The sequence below is a fragment of the Pseudomonas petroselini genome, assembly GCF_045037875.1.
GTDB lineage: Bacteria > Pseudomonadota > Gammaproteobacteria > Pseudomonadales > Pseudomonadaceae > Aquipseudomonas > Aquipseudomonas petroselini.
The window spans coordinates 5,474,209-5,499,274 of sequence record NZ_CP173614.1 but is presented as its reverse complement, the minus strand read 5'-3'; the positions used below and the strand labels follow the sequence as shown (position 1 = coordinate 5,499,274).

19 protein-coding genes are annotated in these 25,066 nt (G+C 61.8%); 17 read left to right on the top strand and 2 right to left on the bottom strand.

Annotated features, from left to right (window positions below; all coding sequences use genetic code 11):
* Positions 1-25 precede the first annotated feature (25 nt).
* A complete protein-coding gene (locus tag ACI512_RS25255) occupies positions 26-1,960 on the top strand; it encodes a hypothetical protein (RefSeq protein WP_236382298.1) in 1,935 nt (644 codons plus the stop codon).
* Here the strand turns inward: ACI512_RS25255 and ACI512_RS25250 are convergent.
* A complete protein-coding gene (locus tag ACI512_RS25250; protein WP_043205663.1) occupies positions 1,957-5,253 on the bottom strand; it encodes an EAL domain-containing protein in 3,297 nt (1,098 codons plus the stop codon). The two genes, ACI512_RS25255 and ACI512_RS25250, sit on opposite strands and share 4 nt — an antisense overlap.
* A 65-nt stretch (positions 5,254-5,318) precedes the next feature.
* Positions 5,319-6,209, bottom strand: a complete 891-nt coding sequence (locus tag ACI512_RS25245) for a LysR family transcriptional regulator (RefSeq protein ID WP_236383663.1) — start codon at positions 6,207-6,209, stop codon at positions 5,319-5,321.
* Positions 6,210-6,349: 140 nt separating this feature from the next.
* Between ACI512_RS25245 and leuC the strand changes: the two genes are divergently transcribed.
* The 16 genes from leuC (at position 6,350) to ACI512_RS25165 (ending at position 24,960) form a co-directional block, all read left to right on the top strand.
* Positions 6,350-7,768: a 3-isopropylmalate dehydratase large subunit gene (leuC, locus tag ACI512_RS25240; protein ID WP_015884977.1), complete on the top strand. Its 1,419-nt coding sequence runs from the start codon at positions 6,350-6,352 to the stop codon at positions 7,766-7,768.
* Positions 7,769-7,778: 10 nt separating this feature from the next.
* Positions 7,779-8,420, top strand: coding sequence for a 3-isopropylmalate dehydratase small subunit (gene leuD, locus ACI512_RS25235; protein ID WP_064055144.1), 642 nt, complete (start codon positions 7,779-7,781; stop codon positions 8,418-8,420).
* A gap of 138 nt (positions 8,421-8,558) precedes the next feature.
* Entirely contained in the window at positions 8,559-9,323 is a 765-nt protein-coding gene (locus ACI512_RS25230) for a class I SAM-dependent methyltransferase (RefSeq protein ID WP_064055143.1), read from the top strand.
* A gap of 53 nt (positions 9,324-9,376) precedes the next feature.
* Entirely contained in the window at positions 9,377-10,459 is a 1,083-nt protein-coding gene (gene leuB, locus ACI512_RS25225; RefSeq protein WP_049712330.1) for a 3-isopropylmalate dehydrogenase, read from the top strand.
* A 64-nt stretch (positions 10,460-10,523) separates the two neighbouring features.
* Positions 10,524-11,636 (top strand): aspartate-semialdehyde dehydrogenase, encoded by a 1,113-nt coding sequence (asd, locus tag ACI512_RS25220; RefSeq protein WP_015884973.1) that lies wholly within the window; start codon positions 10,524-10,526, stop codon positions 11,634-11,636.
* 238 nt (positions 11,637-11,874) lie between these two features.
* On the top strand, positions 11,875-12,885 hold the full coding sequence (locus ACI512_RS25215; RefSeq protein ID WP_046035318.1) for an aspartate-semialdehyde dehydrogenase: 1,011 nt from the start codon (positions 11,875-11,877) through the stop codon (positions 12,883-12,885).
* 160 nt (positions 12,886-13,045) lie between these two features.
* Positions 13,046-15,607, top strand: a complete 2,562-nt coding sequence (locus ACI512_RS25210; protein WP_405121405.1) for a FimV/HubP family polar landmark protein — start codon at positions 13,046-13,048, stop codon at positions 15,605-15,607.
* A 301-nt stretch (positions 15,608-15,908) separates the two neighbouring features.
* Positions 15,909-16,733 carry a tRNA pseudouridine(38-40) synthase TruA gene (gene truA / locus ACI512_RS25205; RefSeq protein ID WP_028617116.1) on the top strand — a complete coding sequence of 275 codons (825 nt, stop codon included), beginning with the start codon at positions 15,909-15,911 and terminating at the stop codon, positions 16,731-16,733.
* Between the two features lie 64 nt (positions 16,734-16,797).
* Positions 16,798-17,430 (top strand): phosphoribosylanthranilate isomerase, encoded by a 633-nt coding sequence (locus ACI512_RS25200; protein ID WP_236383394.1) that lies wholly within the window; start codon positions 16,798-16,800, stop codon positions 17,428-17,430.
* Between the two features lie 244 nt (positions 17,431-17,674).
* Entirely contained in the window at positions 17,675-18,595 is a 921-nt protein-coding gene (gene accD / locus ACI512_RS25195) for an acetyl-CoA carboxylase, carboxyltransferase subunit beta (RefSeq protein ID WP_015884968.1), read from the top strand.
* Complete coding sequence (gene folC / locus ACI512_RS25190; RefSeq protein ID WP_236383396.1) at positions 18,592-19,899, top strand: bifunctional tetrahydrofolate synthase/dihydrofolate synthase; 1,308 nt, start codon at positions 18,592-18,594, stop codon at positions 19,897-19,899. Before accD ends, folC begins: the two co-directional genes overlap by 4 nt.
* Complete coding sequence (locus ACI512_RS25185; RefSeq protein ID WP_025856445.1) at positions 19,883-20,545, top strand: SPOR domain-containing protein; 663 nt, start codon at positions 19,883-19,885, stop codon at positions 20,543-20,545. The genes folC and ACI512_RS25185 overlap by 17 nt, the downstream gene beginning before the upstream one ends.
* 257 nt (positions 20,546-20,802) lie before the next feature.
* Positions 20,803-21,360, top strand: a complete 558-nt coding sequence (locus tag ACI512_RS25180) for a CvpA family protein (RefSeq protein WP_015884966.1) — start codon at positions 20,803-20,805, stop codon at positions 21,358-21,360.
* A gap of 41 nt (positions 21,361-21,401) precedes the next feature.
* Entirely contained in the window at positions 21,402-22,907 is a 1,506-nt protein-coding gene (gene purF, locus ACI512_RS25175; protein WP_015884965.1) for an amidophosphoribosyltransferase, read from the top strand.
* 65 nt (positions 22,908-22,972) lie between these two features.
* Positions 22,973-24,184 carry an O-succinylhomoserine sulfhydrylase gene (locus ACI512_RS25170; RefSeq protein ID WP_014719150.1) on the top strand — a complete coding sequence of 404 codons (1,212 nt, stop codon included), beginning with the start codon at positions 22,973-22,975 and terminating at the stop codon, positions 24,182-24,184.
* Positions 24,185-24,195: 11 nt separating this feature from the next.
* Positions 24,196-24,960: an SDR family oxidoreductase gene (locus ACI512_RS25165; RefSeq protein ID WP_043205657.1), complete on the top strand. Its 765-nt coding sequence runs from the start codon at positions 24,196-24,198 to the stop codon at positions 24,958-24,960.
* Positions 24,961-25,066 lie beyond the last annotated feature (106 nt).

Sequence of the window (25,066 nt, the reverse complement as noted above, 5' to 3'; positions counted from 1 at the left end):
ACTATTTCATTTAAGAGTGAATGATATGAGTACGTTCGCAACGGGTTCTTCTGCTCGCTCAATGTCAATGGCGCCGCTGTTGTCGAGTCACTTGGAAAAACAAGTTACGCCCCTCACTGCATTTGATGCGCCGGAGCGTCGCTTTGGCGAGCATTTCAACGCGAGTTCACACAGTGCAGTCATCAAGCTGATGATGCTCACCTTTGGCGCGCGTCCAACCGATATGTTCAATGATGTACGCAGCACCGGTGATGGTTATGACGTGACCATGAAAGATGGTATCCAACTGCATCTTTCCCGGCAGGAGTTGCAGCAGGCGGCCGCCGCGTCGCGTTTTGCCGGCAATGATAGCGATATCTTGAGCAGTGCCTATTTCGCGCTGGCTGTATTCATCAAACGCAAACAACTCGGCAGTGGCAACGCCGCTGGCCTGGCAGGTTTTGAGGCGGTATTGACCGAGTCTTTGCAGGGGGAGACGACGTTTAACATGCTCAAAGGCATGGGGTTGTCCGGTCATCTCCAATATGTACCCACCGCGACGGTTGTCGGCGAAGGGGGTAACGGTGTGGCAGATAGCTATGATGCGGGTTCGTCCCTGATTCACGCTGGCAAGGCGCACCGCTTCGGCAGGGAGAGCTCACCTGATCGTAGTTATCTGTACACGTTGGTGAACGATAGCGCGCCGAAGCCCCGCATCATCCCGTCCCCTGTCACGCCGGTCGTCGTGCCTGAAGCCGACCCGCCCACGAAGAATGTCCGCCCCCAGGTCGCCGAGGTGTTGCAGGGTTTCACCACGTCCTCGCGAAACTTTGGTGAAGTATTCGACCTGAGTAGCCATGCCGCCGTCATCAAACTGATGATGCTCAGGTTCGGTCGGTCGCCCTCCGACATGTTTGAAAAAGTCGAGGGTACGCAGAGCGGGTACAGCGTCACCATGAAGGATGGGTTTGAACTGACGTTATCCCGGCAAGAGCTGCAGCGTGCCAGCGAAGCTTCACGGTTTACCGGCCCGGACGTGCACATGATCACGGACGCCCATTTCATGCTGGCCGCGTTTGCCAAGCGCAGGCAAATTGAACGCAATGTTCAGTTTGATTCGGCGTTATCGGGCACTTTGCGTGGAGAAACGCCTTACAACGTCTTGAGGGGCATGGGCCTGATCGGTTTTTTGCGGGTTGCACCACCCGGCAAGTTGCTTGAACCACACAGCGTCGGCGTCACCAATACGTTCAACTTTTCAGGCGCGTTGGTCGTCGAGGGCATCAAGCATGGTCAGGGTGGGAAAGCGGCTGTCGTGAAGGACTACGGCTATCAACTTGCTGCGGATTTACCCGGCGAACCCCACAAGGGTAGGCCTGCGCAGTTCTCGGCGGCGCCTGTAGGCGTTCCGCCTGCCGATATCTGGGCCGGGTTCTATCAAGGCGTGGAGGGCAACTGTGTCACGGTGTCGGCGATCAAGGCGGCGATGATGAAGTACGGGCAAAACCCGCTGGGCATCTACAAGCGAGTGACTGAAACATCGGAAGGTTTCACCATCACCATGCGCGACGCCTGCACGGTGACGCTCACCTATGCCGAGCTGGAAATGGCACGAGCAGCCGCCAACTTCAAGGGGGAGGATAAGGGCCTGGTTGACGACGCTGTGTTCCTTTATGCGGTGAGCGCCAAGCGCGCCCAACGGGAGAATCATGAGTTCAAGGCCGGGGGCAGCTTTGACGCTGCGCTGCAAACGCTGAACGACGGTGAGATGCCCGGCGATGCATTGCGCCGCCTTGGCTTGTACGCCTTTACTCGGCCAAGCAGTGTGCAGGAACTCGCGTCAGGCGTGCCAGGCACCCTGGCGAACTTCTGGCACTCCGTGGTGGTGGTCGAGGGCGCCCTGGATGAATATGGCGCCAAGCGCGACTTGCAAGGCTCGGAATGGATGCAAAAGGGCGGCGTTGCACTCAAACTGATTTAGGCCCGGCCGTCGCCTGCGATCAAGCGCTCCCTGAATCCGAGCATAGGCAGTGGCCGGCTGTGCAAATACCCTTGGTACAGATGGCAACCCAGGCCTTGCAGAAATGCCAATTGCTCCTGGGTTTCCACACCTTCGGCAATCACCTCCAGGTTCAAGCTGCGGGCCATGGCCACGATGGCACGGATGATTTCGGCGTCGTTAGGGTCATGGGTGGCGTCACGCACGAAGGATTGGTCGATCTTCAGCGCGTCCACCGGCAAGCGTTTGAGGTAGGTGAGCGACGAGTAGCCGGTGCCGAAGTCATCCATCGCGAAGCTCACGCCGAGCTTTTTCAGGCGGCGCATTTTGCTGATGGTGTCGTCCAGGTTCTGGATCACGATGCCCTCGGTAATTTCCAGCTTTAATAGGCTGAACGGCAGTTGGTGTTGCTTGAGACTGCGCTCCACCCGCTCGACAAAATCGTTCTGGCGAAACTGCCGTGGGCTGATATTCACGCACAGGCTGAAATTCAGCGGGTCCACCAAGCCCTCCGCGATCAGCTGTTGAAAGGCCGCGCAGGCTTCATCAAGGATCCAGGTGCCGACTTCAAGGATCAGGCCGCTGTCCTCCAGCACCTTGATGAATTCGGCGGGCGACTGCGCGCCCAGTTGCGGATGCTGCCAGCGCACCAGGGCTTCTGCGCCGACGATCTTGTTGCCGCGCGCGTCCACTTGCGGCTGGTAGTGCACGCTGAACTCGCCGCGCGATAGGGCCAGGCGCAGGTCGGTCTCCATGCGCAGGCGTTCGCTGGCGGTTTTTTGCATGCTGTTGTGGAACATCTGCGTGGTGTTGCGCCCTGAGTCCTTGGCGCGGTACAGGGCGATGTCGGCGCGCTTGAGCAAGTCGGCGGGGGTGGAGCCATGATCGGGAATCAGCGCCACCCCAATACTCGGCGTGACCTGCAGGCGGTGGCCATCGAGGAACATGGGTTCCGAGAGCAATTCGCGCAGGGTGTCGGCCAGTTCCTGTACCTGGGCGCTGACTTCCATGCGCGAACCGTCCAGGCCGCTGAGCAGCACCACAAATTCATCGCCCCCCAGGCGCGCCACGGTGTCTTCCATGCGCACGCTGGCTTCCAGGCGTGCGGTGACGATCTTCAGCACGGTGTCCCCCACCGGATGGCCGAGGGAATCGTTGATGTGCTTGAAGTGGTCGAGGTCGAGGAACAGCAGCGCGCCGCGCAGGTTATGGCGCTTGAGCAGGGCGATCTGCTGGCTGAGGCGGTCCATCAACAGGGCGCGGTTGGGCAAGTTGGTCAGCGGGTCGTGGTAGGCCAGGTGGCGGATCTGCGCCTGGGCGTTTTTCAGCAGGCTCACGTCGCGGGCGGTCAGCAGCAGGCACGGGGTTTCATTCAGGGTGATGGGCTCCACCGACACTTCCACTGCCAGCAAGTCGCCGCGTTTGTTGTGCCAGAGCATTTCCAGATGGTGGATGCGACCTTTGATCTGCAACTCGGCCAATAGCGCTGAGCGCTGGTTTTCATCGGCCCAGATACCGATCTGGTAGAGGGTCAGGCCGATGGCCTCCTCGGCACGGTAGCCGGTCAGGCGACAGAAACCATCGTTGACCTCCACATAACGCCCGGTATCGCGCTCGGTGATGGAAATGGCGTCGGGACTGGAATGGAAGGCCTTGGCGAACTTCTCTTCGCTGGCCTTGAGGGCCGCTTCCGAGCGTTGTTGCTGGGTGATATCGCGCAGCGTGGTGACAATGCACGGCTGGTCGCCGACCTTGATCAGACGACTGGAAATCACGCAGGTCAGACTTTGGCCGTTTTTGTGATGCACCATGATCGCCACATTGTTCAGCGTCTGCTCGCGGATCACCCGTTCGATACGCTCCAGGCGCTTGCTCGACTCGTCCCACAGGCCAATCTGCTCGGCGCTTTTGTCGATCACCTCGGCCGCTGTCCAGCCGAAGGTCTGGGTAAAGGCGGGGTTGATCTCGATAAACGCGCCGCCGTCCAGGCAGGTGACGCAGATCGGGTCAGGGCTGGCCTGGAACAGGCTGGCGAATTTTTCTTCGGAGGCGGTCAAGCGTTGTTCACGTTCCACTTGGTCGGTGATGTCCAGCAAGGTCCCGGCCATGCGCAGTGGCGCGCCTTGGGCGTCGCGGTAGAGGCGGGCGCGACTTTCCAGGTAACGTGAACTGCCGTCTTCCATGGGCACCCGGTAGGTCAGTTGATAATTGCCGGCCGGGCCCTCGCGCAGAGTTCGGTAAGCGTTGCGCATGTTTTCGCGCTCTTCACCGGGCATGCCCTCGAAAAAAGCATCGAAGGATTCGTGGAACGGTTCCGGCGGCAGGCCGTGTAATTGAGCGGCGCGCGCCGAGCCGTAGAGCATGCCGGTAGGGATGTGCCAGTCCCAGGTGCCCAGTTGCGCCGAGTCCAGGGCCAGGTCAAGGCGCTCCTGGCTGTCCTTGAGCGCCTGTTCGGCGTTTTTGCGCTCGGTGGTGTCGAGGAAAGTGCTGAGCAAATAGGCCTCGCCTTCCAGTTCGACCTTTTGCGCGCTGAGGGTGCCATCGTGGATCTGGCCATTACTGGCGCAAAACTGCACCTCCATGGTGATGGGCTCGCCCTTGCGCTGTGTGGCCTTGACCAACTGCGCGCGTTGCTCGGGGTGGCGCCATAGACCCAGGTCCAGGGTGGTGCGCCCGATAGCGTCGGCCACCGGCCAGCCGAAGAGCATTTCGAAATACTGGTTGGCTTCGCTGATCAGACCGTCGGCCTGGCGGGTCAGCAGGACCATGTTGGGGCACAGGTGGAACAGCGTGGCGAAGCGTTTTTCGGAGTGGCTGAGGGCATGCTCGCGTTCGCGCTGGCGCGTAGTCTCGCGGATCACCCCGATCATGCGGCGCCGCCCGGCCTTGTCCGGCGCCAGGCTGCCGTTGATTTCCAGCCAGTGATGGGTGCCATCCGGCCATTGAATATGGTGGTGCATGGCCTGTTCGAACGGCTCCCCAGCCAGCACCGCGTGAAAAGCCCGTATCACCCGGCCGCGATCCTGCGGGGCCAGCAGGTCCAGGTAATCCAGGTCCTTGGGCAGCGGCTGGCGGGGGTCGAAGCCGAACAGCGCCTGGGTGCCCCGTGACCAACTGATGCGCCCGGTGTCGATTTCCCAGCACCACGCACCCAGCCGGGCAGCATTAAGGGCTGCCAGCAGTTGCGGGGCGCTGTCCCAGCTTTGTTCCGCCTCTTGAGGGTCAAGGGCGTAAATGCGGGGCAGGGGTGGCACGGAATCGACGGGGTTGCGCATTATCAAAGGGCCTTGGCTCGATGGGCGTATAGCGCGGTTTATTCAGGCCCTGAGGCCGCACGGTTTCATGCCGGTATCCCTGGCAGATCGACCTGTGCATCCAATAGGCTCATGAAAGCCCGCGCAGCGTTCGACAGCGTCCTTTCGGTGTGCACGATATAGCCTAGCTGGCGACTGAGTTGTATGCCCGGCAAAGCGATACTTGCTACCTGATCATCGAGCATGGTGCGCGGCAATACGCTCCAGGCCAGGCCGATGGACACCATCATCTTGATAGTTTCCAGGTAGTTAGTGCTCATCGCGATGTTCGGCGTGAGGCCCTGGGCCTCGAACAGCCGGCTGACAATATGGTGGGTAAAGGTGTTGCCACCGGGGAAAACCGCCGGGTGGCCGGCAATATCGGCCAGGCTGACACGGCCATTGCTGATCAGGCTGTGCTCCGGCGCCACCACGAAATCCAGTGGGTCGTCCCACACGGGTGTGGCACGCACGAGGTGGTGGGGCTCGGGCGCCAGGGTGATCACCGCCAATTCGGCGCGGCCATGGAGGATTTCTTCGTAGGCGACTTCTGAATCGAGGAACTGAATATCCAGCGCCACATTCGGGTATTCCCGGGTAAAGGTCCGCAGCACCGGCGGCAAGCGGTGCAGGCCAATGTGGTGACTGGTGGCCAGCGTGAGGCGCCCGCTGACTTCACCGGTGAGGTTGGTCAGGGCGCGACGTGTGTCGTCCAGCACATTTAGGATCTGATAGGCGCGTGGCAGCAGGGCCCGTCCGGCTTCGGTCAAGCCGACTTCACGGCCCAGGCGGTCGAACAAACGCACCTTTAATTGTTGCTCCAGGCCGGCAATGCGTTTGCTGATGGCCGGCTGGGTCAGGTGCAGGCGTTCACCGGCGCCGGAGAAACTGCCGGTCTCGGCGATGGCAATAAAGGCATTGAGGTTGGCCAAGTCCATGGTGGTATTCCAGTTGGTAATCCAAAGCATAAAAAATATGAATTTGAGTTATTTAATGTAGCGCCATACCATCAGCCTCACAAGCCAAAGGGTTATTGAAAAGCCCGGCATAGAGAAACACCGCTGATGAGGACCGACTGATGGCCGGCAAAACGCTTTACGACAAGCTTTGGGATTCCCATGAAGTGAAACGGCGCGACGATGGTTCGTCGCTGATCTATATCGACCGTCACATCATCCATGAAGTGACCTCGCCCCAAGCGTTCGAAGGCCTGCGGCTGGCCGGGCGCAAGCCTTGGCGCGTCGATTCCATCATCGCCACCCCGGACCACAACGTACCCACGACCCCTGAGCGCAAGGGCGGTATCGAAGCCATTGCCGACCAAGTGTCGCGTTTGCAGGTGCAGACCCTCGACGACTACTGCGACGAATATGGCATCACCGAATTCAAGATGAATGACGTGCGTCAAGGCATCGTGCACGTGATCGGCCCGGAGCAGGGCGCCACCTTGCCGGGCATGACCGTGGTCTGCGGCGATTCCCACACCTCCACCCACGGTGCGTTCGGCGCCTTGGCCCACGGCATCGGCACTTCCGAGGTGGAACATGTGTTCGCCACCCAGTGCCTGGTCGCCAAAAAGATGAAGAATATGTTGGTGAAGGTCGAAGGCACGTTGCCGTTCGGCGTGACCGCCAAGGACATCGTGCTCGCGGTGATCGGCAAGATCGGTACCGCCGGCGGTAACGGCCATGCCATCGAGTTTGCCGGCAGTGCGATTCGCGACTTGTCGATCGAAGGCCGCATGACCATCTGCAACATGTCCATCGAAGCCGGTGCCCGTGTGGGCATGGTGGCGGCGGATGAAAAGACCGTCGACTACGTCAAGGGGCGTCCATTCGCACCTGCAGGCGCGGATTGGGATGCAGCGGTCGAAGCCTGGAAAGACTTGGTGTCCGACGCCGATGCGGTGTTCGACACGGTGGTCGAGCTGGACGCGGCCCAGATCAAGCCGCAAGTCAGCTGGGGCACTTCGCCGGAAATGGTTCTGGCGGTTGACCAGAACGTGCCGGATCCGGCTAAAGAGGCTGACCTGGTCAAGCGGGGTTCCATCGAGCGCGCGCTGAAGTACATGGGGTTGAAAGCCAACCAGGCGATTACTGACATTCAGTTGGATCGCGTATTCATCGGTTCCTGCACCAACTCGCGGATCGAAGACCTGCGCGCCGCGGCGGTGATCGCCAAGGGCCGCAAAGTCGCCTCGACCATCAAGCAGGCGATCGTGGTGCCGGGTTCAGGCCTGGTGAAAGCCCAGGCAGAAGCTGAAGGCCTCGATAAGATCTTCCTTGAAGCCGGTTTTGAATGGCGTGAGCCGGGCTGCTCGATGTGCCTGGCGATGAACCCCGACCGCCTGGAGTCGGGCGAGCATTGCGCGTCCACCTCCAACCGTAACTTCGAAGGGCGTCAGGGCGCCGGCGGGCGTACCCACCTGGTCAGCCCGGCCATGGCTGCTGCCGCTGCCGTCAACGGTCGTTTCATCGACGTTCGCGAATTGATCTGAGGAATACCCGATGCGTGCTTTTACTCAACACACTGGCCTTGTCGCCCCTTTGGACCGTGCCAACGTCGACACCGACCAGATCATCCCCAAGCAGTTCTTGAAGTCGATCAAGCGCACCGGTTTCGGCCCGAACCTGTTCGACGAGTGGCGCTACCTGGACGTGGGCTACGCCTATCAGGACAACTCCAAGCGCCCGTTGAACAAGGACTTCGTGCTCAACGCCGAGCGTTACCAGGGCGCCAGCGTGCTGCTGGCGCGGGAAAACTTCGGCTGCGGCTCCAGCCGTGAGCACGCGCCGTGGGCGCTGGAAGAATATGGTTTTCGCAGCATCATCGCGCCGAGCTACGCGGACATCTTCTTCAACAACAGCTTCAAGAACGGCCTGTTGCCGATCATCTTGAGCGATGCCGAAGTCGACGAGCTGTTCAAGCAGGTGGAAGCCGAAGAGGGCTACCAGTTGACCGTCGACCTGGCCGCGCAAACCGTGACGCGTCCGGACGGCAAGGTGTATCACTTTGAAGTGGATGCGTTCCGTAAGCACTGCCTGATCAACGGCCTGGACGATATCGGCCTGACCTTGCAGGACGGCGATGCGATTGCCGCGTTTGAAGCCAAGCACCGGGCGAGCCAGCCTTGGTTGTTTCGTGATTGAGGTAAGCAGGACCGCCGCTATCGGGGGCAAGTCGAATCGTCGCACCGCCCCTCCCACATTTGGAATGCGTTCCCCTGTGGGAGGGGGCTTGCCCCCGATGAGGCCAGTGTTAACAACACCAATCTCAGGGGAAACACCATGACCGCCACCGCCCACACCCAAGTCGTGCAAAAACAATTCGGAGAGCAAGCCTCGGCCTACCTGAGCAGTGCCGTACACGCCCAAGGCACCGAATTCGCGCTGCTGCAGGCCGAACTGGCCGGGCAGGGCGCTGCGCGACTGCTGGACCTGGGTTGCGGTGCCGGTCATGTGAGTTTCAATATGGCGCCGCTGGTTAAAGAGGTCGTGGCCTATGACCTCTCCCAGCAGATGCTCGACGTCGTCGCCACCGCTGCGGTAGACCGCGGCTTTGAGAACATCCGCACCGTACAGGGCGCCGCCGAACGCCTGCCGTTCGCCGACGGTGAGTTCGACTTCGTGTTCAGCCGTTATTCGGCCCACCACTGGAGCGACCTCCGCCTGGCCCTGCGCGAAGTGCGCCGCGTGCTCAAGCCGGGCGGCGTGGTGGCGTTCGTCGACGTCTTGTCACCGGGCAGCCCGCTGTTGGACACTTACCTGCAAACCGCCGAAGTGCTGCGCGACACCAGCCACGTGCGCGATTACTCCGCCGCCGAGTGGATGCAGCAGCTCAGCGAAACCGGTCTGCACGTGCGCAACAGTAGCCGCCAGCGTTTGCGCCTGGAATACACCTCCTGGGTCGAGCGCATGCGCACGCCAGAGGTGTTGCGTGCCGCGATCCTTGAGCTGCAACAGGCGATGGGCCAGGAAGTGCGCGATTACTACGAAATTCAAGCCGACGGCACCTTCAGCACCGACGTGCTGGTGGTCTTTGCCGAACGCTGATTGATTTTTCCCGACCTGCCCACGGGCGGGTCGCTTGATGAAATGAGGAACGCATGAGCAAGCAGATTCTGATTCTCCCTGGCGACGGCATTGGTCCGGAAATCATGGCCGAAGCGGTCAAGGTCCTGGAGCTCGCCAACAGCAAGTACAGCCTGGGCTTCGAGCTGAGCCACGACGTGATCGGCGGCGCTGCCATCGACAAGCACGGCGTACCGCTGGCCGACGAGACCCTGGACCGTGCCCGCGCGGCCGACGCCGTGCTGCTCGGCGCCGTGGGCGGCCCGAAATGGGACAAGATCGAACGTGACATCCGCCCTGAGCGCGGCCTGCTGAAAATCCGCGCGCAACTGGGCCTGTTCGGCAACCTGCGCCCGGCCATCCTCTATCCGCAACTGGCGGACGCCTCGAGCCTCAAGCCGGAAGTGGTCGCGGGCCTGGATATCCTGATCGTGCGCGAGCTGACCGGTGGTATCTACTTTGGCTCGCCACGCGGTGTGCGTGAATTGGAAAATGGTGAGCGCCAGGCCTACGACACCCTGCCGTACAGCGAGAGCGAAATCCGCCGTATCGCCCGTGTCGGTTTCGACATGGCCCGCGTGCGTGGCAAGAAGGTCTGCTCGGTGGACAAGGCCAACGTGCTGGCCTCCAGCCAACTGTGGCGCGAAATCGTCGAAGAAGTGGCCAAGGATTACCCGGACGTCGAACTGAGCCACATGTACGTCGACAACGCCGCCATGCAACTGGTGCGTGCACCCAAACAGTTCGACGTGATCGTCACCGACAACCTGTTCGGCGACATCTTGTCCGACCAGGCGTCGATGCTCACCGGTTCCATCGGCATGCTGCCGTCGGCGTCCCTGGATACCCACAACAAGGGCATGTACGAGCCTTGCCACGGTTCGGCGCCGGACATCGCAGGCCAGGGCATTGCCAACCCGTTGGCGACCATTTTGTCGGTCTCCATGATGCTGCGTTACAGCTTCAACCTGAGCGACGCGGCGGATGCCATCGAGAAGGCCGTGAGCCTGGTGCTCGATCAGGGCCTGCGCACCGGCGACATCTGGTCGCAGGGTTGCACCAAGGTCGGTACGCAAGAAATGGGCGACGCAGTAGTCGCCGCGCTGCGGAATCTGTAATCTCTCGGGCCCGCTTGCAGTTGTTGCTGCAAGGCGGCCCACTTTTTAACAAGGTGTAGTTGCGATGAAACGTGTAGGTCTGATCGGTTGGCGCGGTATGGTCGGTTCCGTGCTCATGCAGCGGATGCTGGAAGAGCAGGATTTCGATCTTATTGAGCCGGTGTTTTTCACCACTTCGAACGTGGGTGGCCAAGGGCCGTCCGTGGGCAAGGATATTGCTCCGCTCAAGGACGCCTACAACATTGAAGAGCTGAAAACCCTCGACGTGATTCTGACCTGTCAGGGTGGCGACTACACCAGCGAAGTCTTCCCCAAGCTGCGCGAAGCCGGCTGGCAGGGTTACTGGATCGACGCCGCCTCCAGCCTGCGCATGCAGGACGATGCGGTGATCATCCTTGACCCGGTGAACCGCAAGGTCATCGACCAGCAACTGGACGCCGGCACCAAGAACTACGTCGGCGGCAACTGCACCGTCAGCCTGATGCTGATGGGCCTGGGTGGCCTGTTCGAAGCTGGCCTGGTCGAGTGGATGAGCGCCATGACTTATCAGGCGGCCTCCGGGGCCGGCGCGCAGAACATGCGCGAACTGATCAAGCAAATGGGCGCGACCCACGCTGCCGTCGCCGATCAACTGGCCGACCCGGCCAGCGCGATCCTCGACATCGACCGCCGTGTGGCTGAAGCCATGCGCAGCGAGGCGTACCCGACCGAGAACTTCGGCGTGCCATTGGCCGGCAGCCTGATCCCCTGGATCGACAAAGAGCTGCCGAACGGCCAGAGCCGCGAAGAGTGGAAGGCCCAGGCCGAGACCAACAAGATCCTCGGCCGCTTCAAGAGCCCGATCCCGGTGGACGGCATCTGCGTGCGTATCGGCGCGATGCGCTGCCACAGCCAGGCGCTGACCATCAAGCTGAACAAAGACGTGCCGATCGCCGATATCGAGGCGTTGATCAGCCAGCACAACCCCTGGGTCAAGCTGGTGCCGAACAACCGCGACATCAGCATGCAGGAGCTGAGCCCGACCAAGGTCACAGGCACCCTGAACGTGCCGGTAGGCCGTCTGCGCAAGCTGAACATGGGCAGCCAGTTCCTGGGCGCGTTCACCGTAGGCGACCAGCTGCTGTGGGGCGCGGCCGAACCGCTGCGCCGCATGCTGCGGATTCTGCTGGAGCGTTGATCGCTTGAGGCCGTAACAGAAACCCGCGTTCTGGTGACAGGCGCGGGTTTTTTGTTGTTTGGTCGGGCCTCATCGGGGGCAAGCCCCCTCCCACCCTTGATTGGCGAACGCGCCCAAATGTGGGAGGGGGCTTGCCCCCGATATGGCCATCAGCCACGCCACAAATCCCAGCTTAATTGCCTCGCCCCCCACCACCCGGTAAAGTGCCGCTCCCCCCGCAATGCCCGAGGCAGTCCCCATGAACCCGACCTTTGATATCGCCGTGATCGGCGCCACCGGCACCGTAGGTGAAACCCTGGTGCAGATCCTCGAAGAGCTGGACTTCCCGGTCGGCACCCTGCATCTGCTGGCGGGCAGCAACTCCGCCGGTGCATCGGTGCCGTTTCGCGGCAAGAACGTGCGGGTGAGGGAGGTTGACGAGTTCGACTTCAGTAAAGTCCAGCTGGCGTTCTTTGCGGCGGGGCCGGCGGTCACCTCGAGTTTTGCGCCGCGCGCCACGGCGGCGGGCTGCTCCTTGATTGATCTGTCTGGCGCATTGCCGGCCGAGCAGGCGCCGCAAGTGGTGCCGGAAGCCAATGCCCATGTGCTGGACGGCCTGAGTAAGCCGTTCCAGCTCGGCAGCCCAAGCCCGTCGGCGACCAACTTGGCAGTCGTCCTCGCCCCCTTGCGTGGCGTGCTGGATATCCAGCGCGTGAGCGTCACCGCCAGCCTGGCGATGTCGTCCCAGGGCCGTGAGGCCGTCAGCGAGCTGGCCCGGCAAACCGCCGAGCTGCTGAATATGCGCCCGCTGGAGCCGAAATTCTTTGATCGCCAGGTCGCCTTCAATGTGTTGGCACAAGTCGGCACGCCGGACGCCCAAGGTCATACCGCCTTGGAAAAGCGCCTGGTACACGAACTGCGCGCAGTGCTGGAATTACCTTTGCTAAAGATTTCCGCAACTTGCGTTCAAGCCCCGGTGTTTTTTGGCGATAGCCTGACTGTGTCTCTGCAACTGGGTGCACCAGTGGACCTCGCTGCCGTGAACCGCCTACTCGACGCAGCCCCAGGTATAGAGCTGGTGGACGAGGGCGACTACCCTACGGCGGTGGGTGACGCCGTGGGCCAGGATGTGATCTATGTAGGGCGGGTTCGTGCGGGCGTGGATGACCCGGCGGAACTAAATCTGTGGCTGACGTCAGATAACGTACGCAAAGCCGCCGCGCTGAATGCCGTACAGCTGGCGCAGTTGTTGATAAAAGGCCTTGCGTAAAAGATACTTGGCGGCAATTTGTAGATTGATTCTAGCCAGGCGCTATGCTTGGCCCCAGGTAGGAAAAGTTGCGCGTCGGTGACCTATCGGCTCGCCATGCCTTATGGCAGCGGTTACCAACCTTCTCGCAGGCCGGGGAGTGTTCAAAAAGGATGAGGCTATGGTTCAAGTTCGCAAACTGGTGTTAGCAATAGCGGCCGCCTCGGCGCTGTCCTCCGGTATGGCGCAGGCGCTGCAGCTGGGGGAGATGACCCTCAAGTCGAAGTTGAACCAGCCGTTGGCGGTGGAAATCGAATTGCTCGATGTCGGTGGCCTCACGGCTTCCGAGATAACGCCGAGCCTGGCCTCGTCCCAGGCGTTTGTGGATGCCGGTGTTGATCGCCAGGCATTTCTCAATGACTTGACGTTCACTCCGGTGGTCAATCCCAACGGCCGCAGCGTGGTGCGTGTCACCTCCAGCAAGCCGTTGCCGGACGCCTACGTACGTTTCCTGCTGCAGGTGCAATGGCCTAATGGCCGTTTGATGCGCGACTACAGCGTTTTGCTCGACCCGGCCAAGTTCGATCAGCCCGCACCGACGACCGCCGCGCCGGCACCGCGCCTGGCAGCGCCGTCCAGCACAGCGCCGGCCGTGAGCAAACCCGCACAGCACACCACCACGCCGCGCGACACCTTGTGGGAAATTGCCGCGAAGAACCGTAACGGCGGCTCGGTTCAGCAGACCATGCTGGCGATCCAGGCGCTGAACCCGGACGCGTTTATCGACGGCAATATCAACCGCCTTAAAACCGGTCACGTCCTGCGCCTGCCGGATACCGTACAAAGCACCGCACTGCCGCAACCCGAGGCGATTGCCGAAGTGAGCGCGCAGAACGCCGCCTGGCGCCAGGGGCGACGTGCCGCAACCAATCCTGCGGCGGGCAAGCAGCAGCTGGACGCTACCAAGCGCACCCAGGCTGGCAATGCGCCTGCGAGCACCAACGCCAAGGACAACTTGAGCCTGGTGTCGGCCGAGGCGGCCAAGAAGGGCACCAAGGGCAAGGCGGGCGATAGCGCGGCGCTGAGCGACAAACTGGCGATGACCCAGGAGCAACTGGACACCACCCGTCGCGACAACGAAGAGCTGAAAAGCCGCGCTGCCGACCTGCAAAGCCAGTTGGACAAGCTGCAAAAGCTGATTCAACTGAAAAACGATCAACTCGCGCGTCTACAGGCTGAAAAGGGTGTCCCGGCCGCTTCGGCCACGGCGGCGATGCCCGCGCAGTTGGCCGGCGAGCCGGCGGCTGCCCCGTCTGCCCCTGCCGCGCCGGATGCCGCCACCGCGACCCCTGCGCCCGCCGCGCCCGCGCCTGAGCCCGTCAAGGCGGATGCAGCGCCTGACAGCACCGAAGGTAAATTCAATGACGTGCTGACCAACCCGATCGTACTCGGCGTGGTCGGCGGTGCGGCAGGCCTGCTGGTGCTGTTGCTCCTGCTGTTGTGGGCGCGTCATCGCAACGCACGCCTCGAAGAGGAAAAGCACCTGCGCATGGCGCGGGCCCTGGCTGAAGAGCCGGTGTTCACCTCGAACATTGACCACGACCTGCCGCCGGACAGCTTCGAAGGCCTGGAAGTGCCGCCGCCAAACGTCAAGCTGGCCGCTGCGCCAGCACCGGCCCCGGTGGCCGAGCCGGCTGTCGTTGTGCCGACCGTTGCTTCCGTGCTGGCGCCGCTGGCCGTTGCTGTCGCCCCGGTAAACGCCAACGATGCGTTGGCCCAAGCTCAATCCCATATCGATCGTGGCCACCTGAACCAGGCCGCCGATGTGTTGCAGCAGGCGATCAAGCATGAGCCCAAGCGCAGCGATCTGCGTTTGAAGCTGATGGAAGTCTACGGTTTGCAAAACGACAAGGACGGCTTCGTGAGCCAGGAGCGTCAACTGGTGGCCAATGGTGAAAACCATGCCCAGGTCGAGCAGCTCAAGAGTCGCTTCCCGGCCATGGCCGTGTTGGCGGCGGGTGTCAGCGCGGCGGTGGCCGCCGCTGCCCTGGATGCTCAATATGTTAAGGATTTGCTCGAAGACAAGCCGGCGCCTGCGCAACCGGAGGCTTTCGACACCGATTTCGATCTGAGCCTGGACGACCTGGAAGAAGCCTCCCCAGCGGAGGTCAAGGACGATCAGCAGACCTTCGAGTCGCTTCTGAAGCAGCAGACCGAAGCTAACGCCAGCCCTGATGACTTGTCGGACTTCGACCTGGACCTGCAACTGGATGCGCCGGCTTCGGCGCAATCCGATGACGACTTCCTCTCAGGCCTGGAAGACCAGATGAAGGACGTGCCGGCCGTCGAGCCGCCGACCTTGACGCCTGCGGCACTGGACGACTTCGACCTGCCGGAAGATTTCGACCTGTCCCTGGCCGATGAGCCGGAAGCGGGCGCCAAGCCTGATGCGTTCGCGTCGGAGCTGGATGATGTCAACGCCGAGCTGGACCGTCTGTCCCAGAGCTTGGAGCACCCGTCCATCGAACCATCGTTCACCGCGGAAGACGCGGCAATGGGCGATGACGAGCCGGAGTTCGACTTCCTTTCCGGCACAGACGAAGTGGCAACCAAGCTCGACCTGGCCCAGGCCTATATCGACATGGGTGATGCGGACGGCGCACGGGACATCCTCTCCGAAGTGCTGACCGAGGGTGACGAGGCGCAGCGTGGCGAGGCCAAGGAAATGCTCGGCCGTATTTAACGGGCGATGCAAATCCAGTGTGGGGCTTGCCATGGTGATCGGGCTCGCTGTGGTAATCAGGCTTCCTGTGGTAATCGGGCTTCCTGTGGTGAGCGGGCTTGCCCCGCGCTGGGCTGCGAAGCAGCCCCACTAGATCTGGAGGAATAACCCCACCCACCACCGCAAGCCCCCCTCCCTCATTGGCTCAAGCCAATCCATTACAAAAGCGCCCGCCACTGTGTAGTCGCCTTTATAATGGCCGCCTTCGCGCAACTCATCAGGCTCTCAGTTCTTGGCAAATATAGATAATCCGGCCGCCGAAATGGCGGCCGCAGGCTTTTACCGCATCGCGCTGGGCGTGGAATACAAGGGCTCGCGTTATCGCGGCTGGCAGCGTCAGGCATCCGGCGTGTTGACAGTGCAGGAAACCCTGGAGAAGGCCCTGTCCAAAGTTGCCGACTCGCCAGTGTCGCTGATGTGCGCCGGGCGTACCGATGCTGGCGTGCATGCCTGCGGCCAGGTGGTGCACTTCGACACCCAGGCTGAGCGCTCAATGAAAGCCTGGGTGATGGGGGCTAATATCAATTTGCCCCATGATGTCAGCGTCAGCTGGGCCAAGGTCATGCCTGCGCATTTTCATGCGCGCTTCAAGGCCATTGCCCGGCGTTATCGCTATGTGATCTACAACGACCAGATCCGCCCGGCGCACCTCAACGAAGAAATCACCTGGAACCACCGCCCACTGGACGCCGAGCGCATGGCCGAAGCCGCGCAGCACCTGGTGGGCGTGCATGATTTCAGTGCCTTCCGTGCCGGCCAGTGCCAGGCGAAGTCGCCGATCAAGGAAGTCCACCACCTGCGCGTGACCCGCCACGGCAAGATGATCGTGCTGGATATCCGCGCCGGGGCCTTCTTGCATCACATGGTGCGCAACATTGCCGGGGTGCTGATGACCATCGGCACCGGCGAGCGCCCGGTGGAGTGGGCCAAGGAAGTGCTGGAAAGCCGGGTTCGCCGTACCGGCGGGGTCACGGCGCATCCGTTCGGCCTGTACCTGGTGGATGTGGAGTACCGCGACGAGTTCGAATTGCCGGAGCGTTTCATCGGGCCACACTTCCTCACAGGTTTCAGCGAACTTGGCGGCTGACGCCCGGAAAAGCTTTTGTTACCATCCGGGACTTTCTCGGCCCAACCCCTGAGGTTTCCACGACATGTCAGCCGTTCGCAGCAAGATTTGCGGGATTACCCGCATAGAAGACGCGCTGGCGGCAGTCGAGGCGGGGGCGGACGCCATTGGTTTGGTGTTTTACGCCAAGAGCCCGCGGTCGGTGAATGTGTTGCAGGCGCGGGCGATCATCGCCGCATTGCCGCCGTTCGTGACCACTGTGGGTTTGTTCGTCAACGCTAGCCGCTGCGAACTCAACGAAACCCTGGATGCCGTGCCCCTGGATATGCTGCAGTTCCACGGTGACGAAACACCCGACGAATGTGAAAGCTATCAGCGCCCGTATATCAAGGCACTGCGCGTCAAGTCCGGGGACGATATCGCGGCAGCGTGTACCGCCTACGGTGGCGCTCGCGGGATCCTGCTGGACACCTACGTCGAAGGCGTGCCCGGCGGTACCGGCGAGGCGTTCGATTGGTCGCTGATTCCCCCGGGGTTGAGCAAGCCGATCATCCTGGCCGGTGGGCTCAACCCCACGAATGTCGGGGCGGCGATCGAGCAGGTACAACCGTATGCCGTGGATGTCAGCGGTGGAGTAGAGCAGGGCAAGGGCATCAAGGATCACAGCAAGATTCGCGCGTTCATAGAGGCCGTGCGCAACAGCAGCGGTGCGATGTGACGGCTGGCAGTCTGCCGCCGTCCATAACTACCACTGTGTAAAACAGCCCGGCGCCGCCTGTGGGTGGCCCGGAAATGAAGTGGCAACCCTGCGCTGGCAGGTTGTCTGGAAGGCTGAGGATACATGCGGGAACAGGCCGGTCGAACGTCTGACCCCGTCCAGCATGTGTCATCGCCACATATGAATTTAGCTCAAGGGCATACGCGGGGCTGTGTTCAAGTCACCGGTACTGGAGAAAGAAAGCATGAGCAACTGGTTAGTAGACAAACTGATCCCTTCGATCATGCGTTCCGAGGTGAAGAAAAGCTCGGTTCCTGAAGGTCTGTGGCACAAGTGCCCATCCTGCGACGCGGTGCTGTACCGCCCGGAGCTGGAAAAGACCCTGGACGTTTGCCCCAAGTGCAACCACCACATGCGTATCGGCGCCCGCGCCCGCATCGACATTTTCCTCGATGCCGAAGGCCGTAGCGAGCTGGGCGCGGACCTGGAGCCGGTTGACCGTCTCAAGTTCCGCGACGGCAAGAAGTACAAGGACCGCCTGACCGCTGCGCAGAAGCAGACCGGTGAGAAAGACGCGCTGATTTCCGTCAGCGGCAAGCTGCTGGGCATGCCTGTCGTGGTGTCGGCGTTTGAGTTCTCGTTCATGGGCGGTTCCATGGGTGCCATCGTCGGTGAGCGCTTTGTGCGCGCCGCCAACTACGCCCTGGAAAACCGTTGCCCGATGATCTGCTTCGCCGCCTCCGGTGGCGCGCGTATGCAGGAAGCCCTGATCTCGCTGATGCAAATGGCCAAGACCTCCGCGGTACTGGCGCGTCTGCGTGAAGAAGGCATCCCGTTTATCTCCGTGCTGACCGACCCGGTCTACGGCGGCGTTTCCGCCAGCCTGGCGATGCTGGGTGACGTGATCGTCGGCGAGCCGAAGGCGCTGATCGGCTTTGCCGGCCCGCGTGTGATCGAGCAGACCGTACGTGAAAAACTGCCGGAAGGTTTCCAGCGCAGCGAGTTCCTGCTGGAGCACGGCGCGATCGACCTGATCATCCCGCGCGGTGAACTGCGTCCACGCCTGGGCAACCTGCTGGCACAGATGATGGGCCTGCCGACGCCCGTCTACGTCGCGCCTAAAGTTGAGCCGATCGTTGTGCCGCCGGTGCCTGCGAACCTATGACCCAGCGTACCCTGGGCGAGTGGCTCGCCTACCTTGAGCAGTTGCATCCGTCCGCCATCGACATGGGCCTGGAGCGCTCGCAACAGGTAGCGGCCCGCCTCGGGTTAGGCCGCCCGGCACCGCGCGTGATCACGGTGACCGGTACCAACGGCAAAGGCTCTACCTGTGCCTTTGTCGCGGCGCTGCTGCAGGCCCAAGGGCTGAAAGTCGGCGTCTACAATTCCCCGCACCTGCTGCGTTACAACGAGCGAGTGCAGCTCAATGGCGTCGAAGCCACGGATGAGCAACTCTGCGAAGCCTTCGCCGCACTCGATGCGGGCCGGGGCGAGATTTCCCTGACTTACTTCGAGATGGGCACCCTGGCGGCGTTCTGGCTGTTTGAGCGTGCGCAACTGGATGTGGTGGTGCTGGAGGTCGGCCTGGGTGGGCGTCTGGACACGGTCAACGTGGTGGATGCCGATCTGGCGTTGGTCACCAGCATTGGTGTGGACCACGCCGACTACTTGGGCAATACCCGTGAATCCGTGGCCTATGAAAAAGCCGGGATCTTCCGCCAGGGCAAGCCTGCGCTGTGCGGTGACGTGGAGCCGCCGCATACCCTGCTGGATAAGGTGCGTGAGCTGGATTGCCCGTTTTTCCTGCGCGGCCGCGAATTCAACCTCGAGATCGGTGAGCAGCACTGGCAATGGTGTGGGCGCGATGCCCGTGGCCAGGCTGTAGCGTTGCACGATCTGCCGTTGCTGAACCTGCCGATGGAAAACGCCGCACTCGCGCTGCAGGCCTATCTGTTGCTGGACCTGCCGTGGAACGCCGAGCAGATTGCCGCTACCTTGTTGGCCACGCGCGTGGTCGGGCGGTTGGATCGCCGTGAGTTCGAATGGCAAGGCAAGCGCCTGAACCTGCTGCTGGATGTGGGGCATAACCCCCATGCGGCCGAGTACCTGGCGCAGCGGCTGTCCCGCACGCCGCCGGTCGGTCGTCGCCTTGCGGTCTTTGGTCTGCTGGCTGATAAGGATCTGGAAGGTGTGGTTGCGCCCTTGCTGGGCAATGTCCAGGCCTGGGCCGTGGCGCCGCTGGATACCCCTCGCAGCCGTCCGGCCGCTGAACTGGAAGTGGCCTTGCAGAACCTTGGTGCAGCGGTGGCGTCGTATGCAAGCGTGACCGATGCCCTTGAAGCACAGTGCGCCATTGCCACGCCCGATGATGAGATTCTGTTGTTCGGGTCATTTTATTGTGTTGCCGAGGCGCTTGAGTGGTTGGCCCGGCGCTCCACGGAGGAAGCTGCACATGGCATTACTGGATAGCGCATACAAGCAGCGAATGGTCGGAGCCTTGGTTCTGGTGGCGCTGGCGGTGATTTTCCTGCCGATGCTGTTTTCTCGCCAGGACGAAGAGCGTCAGGTGGTGGTTGAGGCTCCGGCCGCGCCACAAGCCCCGGCGGTGCCGCAGGTTCAGGTTGAGCCGGTGGTGGTGCCTGAGCCTCAGGCGTTGCCGGAAGAAGAACCCGTGCCGACCGATGATGAAGTGGCCGCGCAGCAGGCGCCGTCGATGCCGGTGCAACCCAGCGTGCCAGTGGTCAAGCCGGCGCCCGCCGCGCCGGTTGCCGCCGCCAAGCCCGCTGCGCCCGCGCCTGCACCTAAGCCGGTAGCGCCGCAACCTGCCGCACCGGGCAAGCCGGATGTGGGGCAGAGCCGTATCGATCCGAATGGTTTGCCGATCAGTTGGTCGATTCAGGTGGCCAGCCTGGGCAATCGCGAAGGCGCCGACGCGTTGCAGAAGAAGCTGCGTAGCCAGGGCTATAACGCCTATATCCGCAGCGCCGATGGCAAGAACCGCGTGTTTATCGGGCCGCTGATCGAGCGTGCCGAAGCGGATCGCCTGCGGGACTTGCTGGATCGCCAGCAGAACCTGAAGGGTTTTGTGACCCGTTTCCAGCCTGAGCGCGGCTGATTTCGCAGCGGTTTGAGCTTGGAATGCAGTCAAGTGTGGGAGGGGGCTTGCCCCCGATGGCGATGGATCAGTCATGTGTGTATTGGCTGGCAGTCCGCTATCGGGGGTAAGTCTCCTCCCACAGTTGTTTTAGGGTGTGCTTGAAATTGGATTCACTCGCCACAAACTATTGATTTGCAAAGCAGCCGCAATCACAGCTTACCGACAGCCCAGCGCTCTGCTAAAATGCGCCGCCTCATCCGTCCGTAGGCTCAAACGTGCCATTTACCTGGGTTGATTGGGCGATTGTTGCAGTCGTCGCCATCTCCGCTTTGATCAGTCTAAGCCGCGGCTTCGTAAAAGAAGCATTGTCGTTGCTGACCTGGATCATCGCAGGAGTCGTAGCCTGGATGTTCGGCGGTTCATTGTCGGTCTACCTGGCCGGATACATCGAGACACCTTCGGCTCGCGTCATCGCGGGCTGCGCCATCATGTTCATCGCCACGCTGCTGGTGGGAGCAATGGTCAATTATCTTATTGGCGAGTTGATACGTGTCACCGGCCTCTCCGGGACCGATCGATTTCTCGGCATGGCCTTCGGCGCTGCGCGTGGCGCGTTGCTGGTGGTTGTGGCGGTCGGGCTGTTGAGCCTGGGGCCGGTACAGCAGGATTCGTGGTGGCAGGAGTCGGTACTCGTGCCAAAATTTCTATTGGTTGCAGACTGGTCCAAGAACCTCATTCTGGGGTGGAGCAGTCAGTGGCTGGCCAGCGGAATCAGCGTACCCGCTGATCTTCCGTTCAAGGAACACCTCTTGCCGGCCAAAACGCCTCAGTAAGCTGTGTTCAGTCAAGATTCATTAAGTAGGGGTTGCGTCGCATGTGTGGCATCGTCGGTATCGTCGGTAAGTCGAACGTCAATCAGGCGCTGTATGACGCGCTAACCGTCCTCCAGCACCGCGGCCAGGACGCTGCCGGTATTGTGACCAGCCACGACGGCCGGTTATTCCTGCGCAAGGATAATGGTCTGGTACGTGACGTGTTCCACCAGCGTCACATGCAGCGCCTGGTCGGGCACATGGGCATTGGTCATGTGCGTTACCCGACTGCCGGTAGCTCGACATCGGCCGAAGCTCAACCGTTTTACGTCAACTCGCCGTACGGCATCACCTTGGCGCACAACGGTAACCTGACCAACGTTGAACAACTGGCCAAGGAGATTTACGAATCTGACCTGCGCCACGTCAACACCAGTTCAGACTCGGAAGTGCTGCTCAACGTGTTCGCCCACGAGCTGGCCCAGCGCGGCAAGCTGCAGCCGACCGAAGAAGACGTGTTCGCCGCCGTCACCGACGTGCACAACCGTTGCGTCGGTGGCTACGCCGTAGTGGCCATGGTCACCGGTTATGGCATCGTCGGCTTCCGTGACCCGCACGGCATTCGTCCGATCGTGTTCGGCCAGCGTCACACCGACGAAGGCGTCGAGTACATGATCGCTTCCGAAAGCGTGTCCCTGGACGTGCTGGGCTTCACCCTGATCCGCGACCTCGCGCCGGGTGAAGCGGTGTACATCACCGAAGATGGCAAGCTGCACACCCGCCAGTGCGCCGTGGCGCCGAAACTCACCCCGTGCATCTTCGAACACGTCTACCTGGCGCGTCCGGATTCGATCATCGACGGTGTTTCGGTGTACAAGGCACGTCTGCGCATGGGCGAGAAGCTGGCCGAGAAGATCCTGCGCGAGCGTCCAGAGCACGACATCGACGTGGTGATCCCAATCCCGGACACCAGCCGCACCGCTGCGCTGGAGCTGGCCAACCACCTGGGCGTCAAGTTCCGCGAAGGCTTCGTTAAGAACCGCTATATCGGCCGGACATTCATCATGCCGGGCCAGGCTGCGCGCAAGAAGTCGGTGCGCCAGAAGCTCAACGCCATCGAGCTGGAGTTTCGCGGTAAGAACGTGATGCTGGTGGATGACTCCATCGTGCGTGGCACCACCTGCAAGCAGATCATCCAGATGGCCCGCGAAGCCGGTGCGAAGAACGTGTACTTCTGTTCCGCTGCGCCTGCCGTGCGTTACCCGAACGTGTACGGTATCGACATGCCGAGCGCCCACGAACTGATCGCTCACAACCGTTCGACCCAGGACGTTGCCGACCTGATCGGCGCGGATTGGCTGATCTACCAGGACCTGCCGGACCTGATCGAAGCGGTCGGCGGTGGCAAGATCAAGATCGACCAGTTCGACTGCGCCGTGTTCGACGGCAAGTACGTGACCGGTGACGTCGACGAGGCCTACCTGAACAAGATCGAGCAGGCGCGTAACGACTCGTCGAAGATCAAGACCCAGGCGGTCAGTGCGATCATCGATCTGTACAACAACTGAGTGACCACCGGCCCTGAGGGGCCGGTTTTGTATCTTAAATAAAGAATTGAGTAAGGAGTCGCAGCATGAGTCAGGAATGGGATGCCGGTCGGTTGGACAGCGACCTCGATGGCGTAGCTTTCGATACCCTGGCTGTGCGCGCCGGCCAGCACCGCACACCGGAAGGTGAGCACGGTGACCCGATGTTCTTCACCTCCAGCTATGTGTTCCGTACGGCGGCCGATGCGGCTGCGCGCTTTGCTGGCGAAGTACCGGGCAACGTGTATTCGCGTTATACCAACCCGACTGTGCGCGCGTTCGAAGAGCGTATCGCGGCGTTGGAAGGTGCTGAGCAGGCAGTGGCCACGGCCACTGGCATGGCGGCGATCCTGGCGGTGGTGATGAGCCTGTGCAGTGCCGGCGACCACGTGCTGGTGTCGCGCAGCGTGTTCGGCTCGACCATCAGCCTGTTCGAGAAGTATTTCAAGCGCTTCGGCATCGAAGTGGACTACGTGCCCCTGGCGGACCTGTCCGGCTGGGAGGCGGCAATCAAGGCCAACACCAAGCTGCTGTTCGTCGAGTCGCCCTCCAACCCATTGGCGGAGCTGGTGGATATCGCGGCGTTGTCCGAAGTGGCGCACGCCAAGGGCGCCATGCTGGTGGTCGACAACTGCTTCTGCACGCCGGCGCTGCAACAGCCGTTGAAGCTGGGCGCGGACATCGTCGTGCACTCGGCCACCAAGTTCATCGACGGCCAGGGTCGTTGCATGGGCGGTGTGGTTGCGGGTCGCAGCGAGCAGATGAAAGAAGTCGTCGGCTTCCTGCGCACGGCCGGTCCGACCTTGAGCCCGTTCAACGCCTGGATCTTCCTCAAAGGCCTGGAAACCCTCAGCCTGCGCATGAAGGCCCATTGCGCCAACGCCCAGGCGCTGGCCGAGTGGCTGGAGCAGCAGGACGGTATCGAGAAGGTGCACTACGCCGGCCTCAAGAGCCACCCGCAACACGCGTTGGCCCAGCGCCAGCAACGAGGTTTCGGCGCCGTGGTGAGCTTCGAAGTGAAGGGTGGCAAAGACGGGGCCTGGCGCTTTATCGATGCGACCCGCCTGATCTCTATCACCGCCAATCTGGGGGATAGCAAGACCACCATTACCCACCCGAGCACCACGTCCCACGGTCGCCTGGCGCCACAGGAGCGTGAGGCGGCGGGTATCCGTGACAGTCTGATTCGCATCGCGGTCGGCCTCGAAGACGTGGCTGACTTGCAAGCTGACCTGGCTCGCGGGCTGGCTGCCTTGTGATCGAGTGGTCCATGGAAGCTGCGGCCGCCAGTAACGGGCGTGTTGCGCTGGTCACGGGCGCGGCGCGGGGCATAGGCCTCGGGATTGCCGCGTGGCTGATCAGCGAAGGCTGGCAAGTGGTGTTGACCGACCTGGACCGCGAGCGCGGTTCCAAGGTGTCCAAGGTGCTGGGTGAGAACGCTTGGTTTATCAGCATGGACGTGGCTGACGAGAAGCAAGTCGCCCAAGGTGTCGCCGAGGTATTGGGGCAGTTTGGGCGCCTGGACGCCTTGGTCTGCAACGCAGCGGTGGCGGACCCGCGCAATATGACCCTGGAAAGCCTGGACCTGGCCTACTGGAATCGTGTGCTGGCCGTGAACCTCAGTGGGCCGATGCTATTGGCCAAGCACTGTGCGCCGTATCTGCGGGCCCATGGTGGCGCCATCGTCAACTTGGCGTCGACCCGGGCTCGCCAGTCTGAGCCGGACACCGAGGCCTACGCGGCGAGCAAGGGTGGCCTGTTGGCCCTCACGCATGCCTTGGCGATGAGCCTGGGGCCGGAAGTGCGGGTCAATGCGGTCAGCCCTGGCTGGATCGATGCGCGTGATCCTGCAGCGCGTCGTGCCGAGCCGTTGAGTGATGCCGATCATGCCCAGCATCCGGCGGGCAGGGTGGGTACCGTAGAGGACGTGGCGGCGATGGTGGCGTGGCTGCTGTCGCGTCAGGCAGGGTTTGTCACCGGGCAAGAGTTCGTGGTGGACGGTGGCATGAGCAAGAAGATGATTTACAGCGAGTAGAGCGGATGGCCGTCTTGAAGCCATTTTGGCTTTTTCAGAAAAACTTCAAGCGGGCTATTGACTTAGGTCCGCTACCTGCGTAAATTTCGCGGCCTCAACGAAGCAA

Coding starts and splice junctions, on each gene's coding strand:
- asd (WP_015884973.1), top strand. CDS start 10,524: ATGAAACGTGTAGGTCTGATCGGTTGGCGCGGTATGGTCGGTTCCGTG.
- ACI512_RS25245 (WP_236383663.1), bottom strand. CDS start 6,209: ATGGACTTGGCCAACCTCAATGCCTTTATTGCCATCGCCGAGACCGGC.
- ACI512_RS25165 (WP_043205657.1), top strand. CDS start 24,196: ATGGAAGCTGCGGCCGCCAGTAACGGGCGTGTTGCGCTGGTCACGGGC.
- ACI512_RS25230 (WP_064055143.1), top strand. CDS start 8,559: ATGACCGCCACCGCCCACACCCAAGTCGTGCAAAAACAATTCGGAGAG.
- leuC (WP_015884977.1), top strand. CDS start 6,350: ATGGCCGGCAAAACGCTTTACGACAAGCTTTGGGATTCCCATGAAGTG.
- truA (WP_028617116.1), top strand. CDS start 15,909: ATGGCGGCCGCAGGCTTTTACCGCATCGCGCTGGGCGTGGAATACAAG.
- ACI512_RS25185 (WP_025856445.1), top strand. CDS start 19,883: ATGGCATTACTGGATAGCGCATACAAGCAGCGAATGGTCGGAGCCTTG.
- ACI512_RS25215 (WP_046035318.1), top strand. CDS start 11,875: ATGAACCCGACCTTTGATATCGCCGTGATCGGCGCCACCGGCACCGTA.
- leuD (WP_064055144.1), top strand. CDS start 7,779: ATGCGTGCTTTTACTCAACACACTGGCCTTGTCGCCCCTTTGGACCGT.
- folC (WP_236383396.1), top strand. CDS start 18,592: ATGACCCAGCGTACCCTGGGCGAGTGGCTCGCCTACCTTGAGCAGTTG.
- ACI512_RS25200 (WP_236383394.1), top strand. CDS start 16,798: ATGTCAGCCGTTCGCAGCAAGATTTGCGGGATTACCCGCATAGAAGAC.
- purF (WP_015884965.1), top strand. CDS start 21,402: ATGTGTGGCATCGTCGGTATCGTCGGTAAGTCGAACGTCAATCAGGCG.
- ACI512_RS25210 (WP_405121405.1), top strand. CDS start 13,046: ATGGTTCAAGTTCGCAAACTGGTGTTAGCAATAGCGGCCGCCTCGGCG.
- ACI512_RS25250 (WP_043205663.1), bottom strand. CDS start 5,253: ATGCGCAACCCCGTCGATTCCGTGCCACCCCTGCCCCGCATTTACGCC.
- ACI512_RS25255 (WP_236382298.1), top strand. CDS start 26: ATGAGTACGTTCGCAACGGGTTCTTCTGCTCGCTCAATGTCAATGGCG.
- leuB (WP_049712330.1), top strand. CDS start 9,377: ATGAGCAAGCAGATTCTGATTCTCCCTGGCGACGGCATTGGTCCGGAA.
- accD (WP_015884968.1), top strand. CDS start 17,675: ATGAGCAACTGGTTAGTAGACAAACTGATCCCTTCGATCATGCGTTCC.
- ACI512_RS25170 (WP_014719150.1), top strand. CDS start 22,973: ATGAGTCAGGAATGGGATGCCGGTCGGTTGGACAGCGACCTCGATGGC.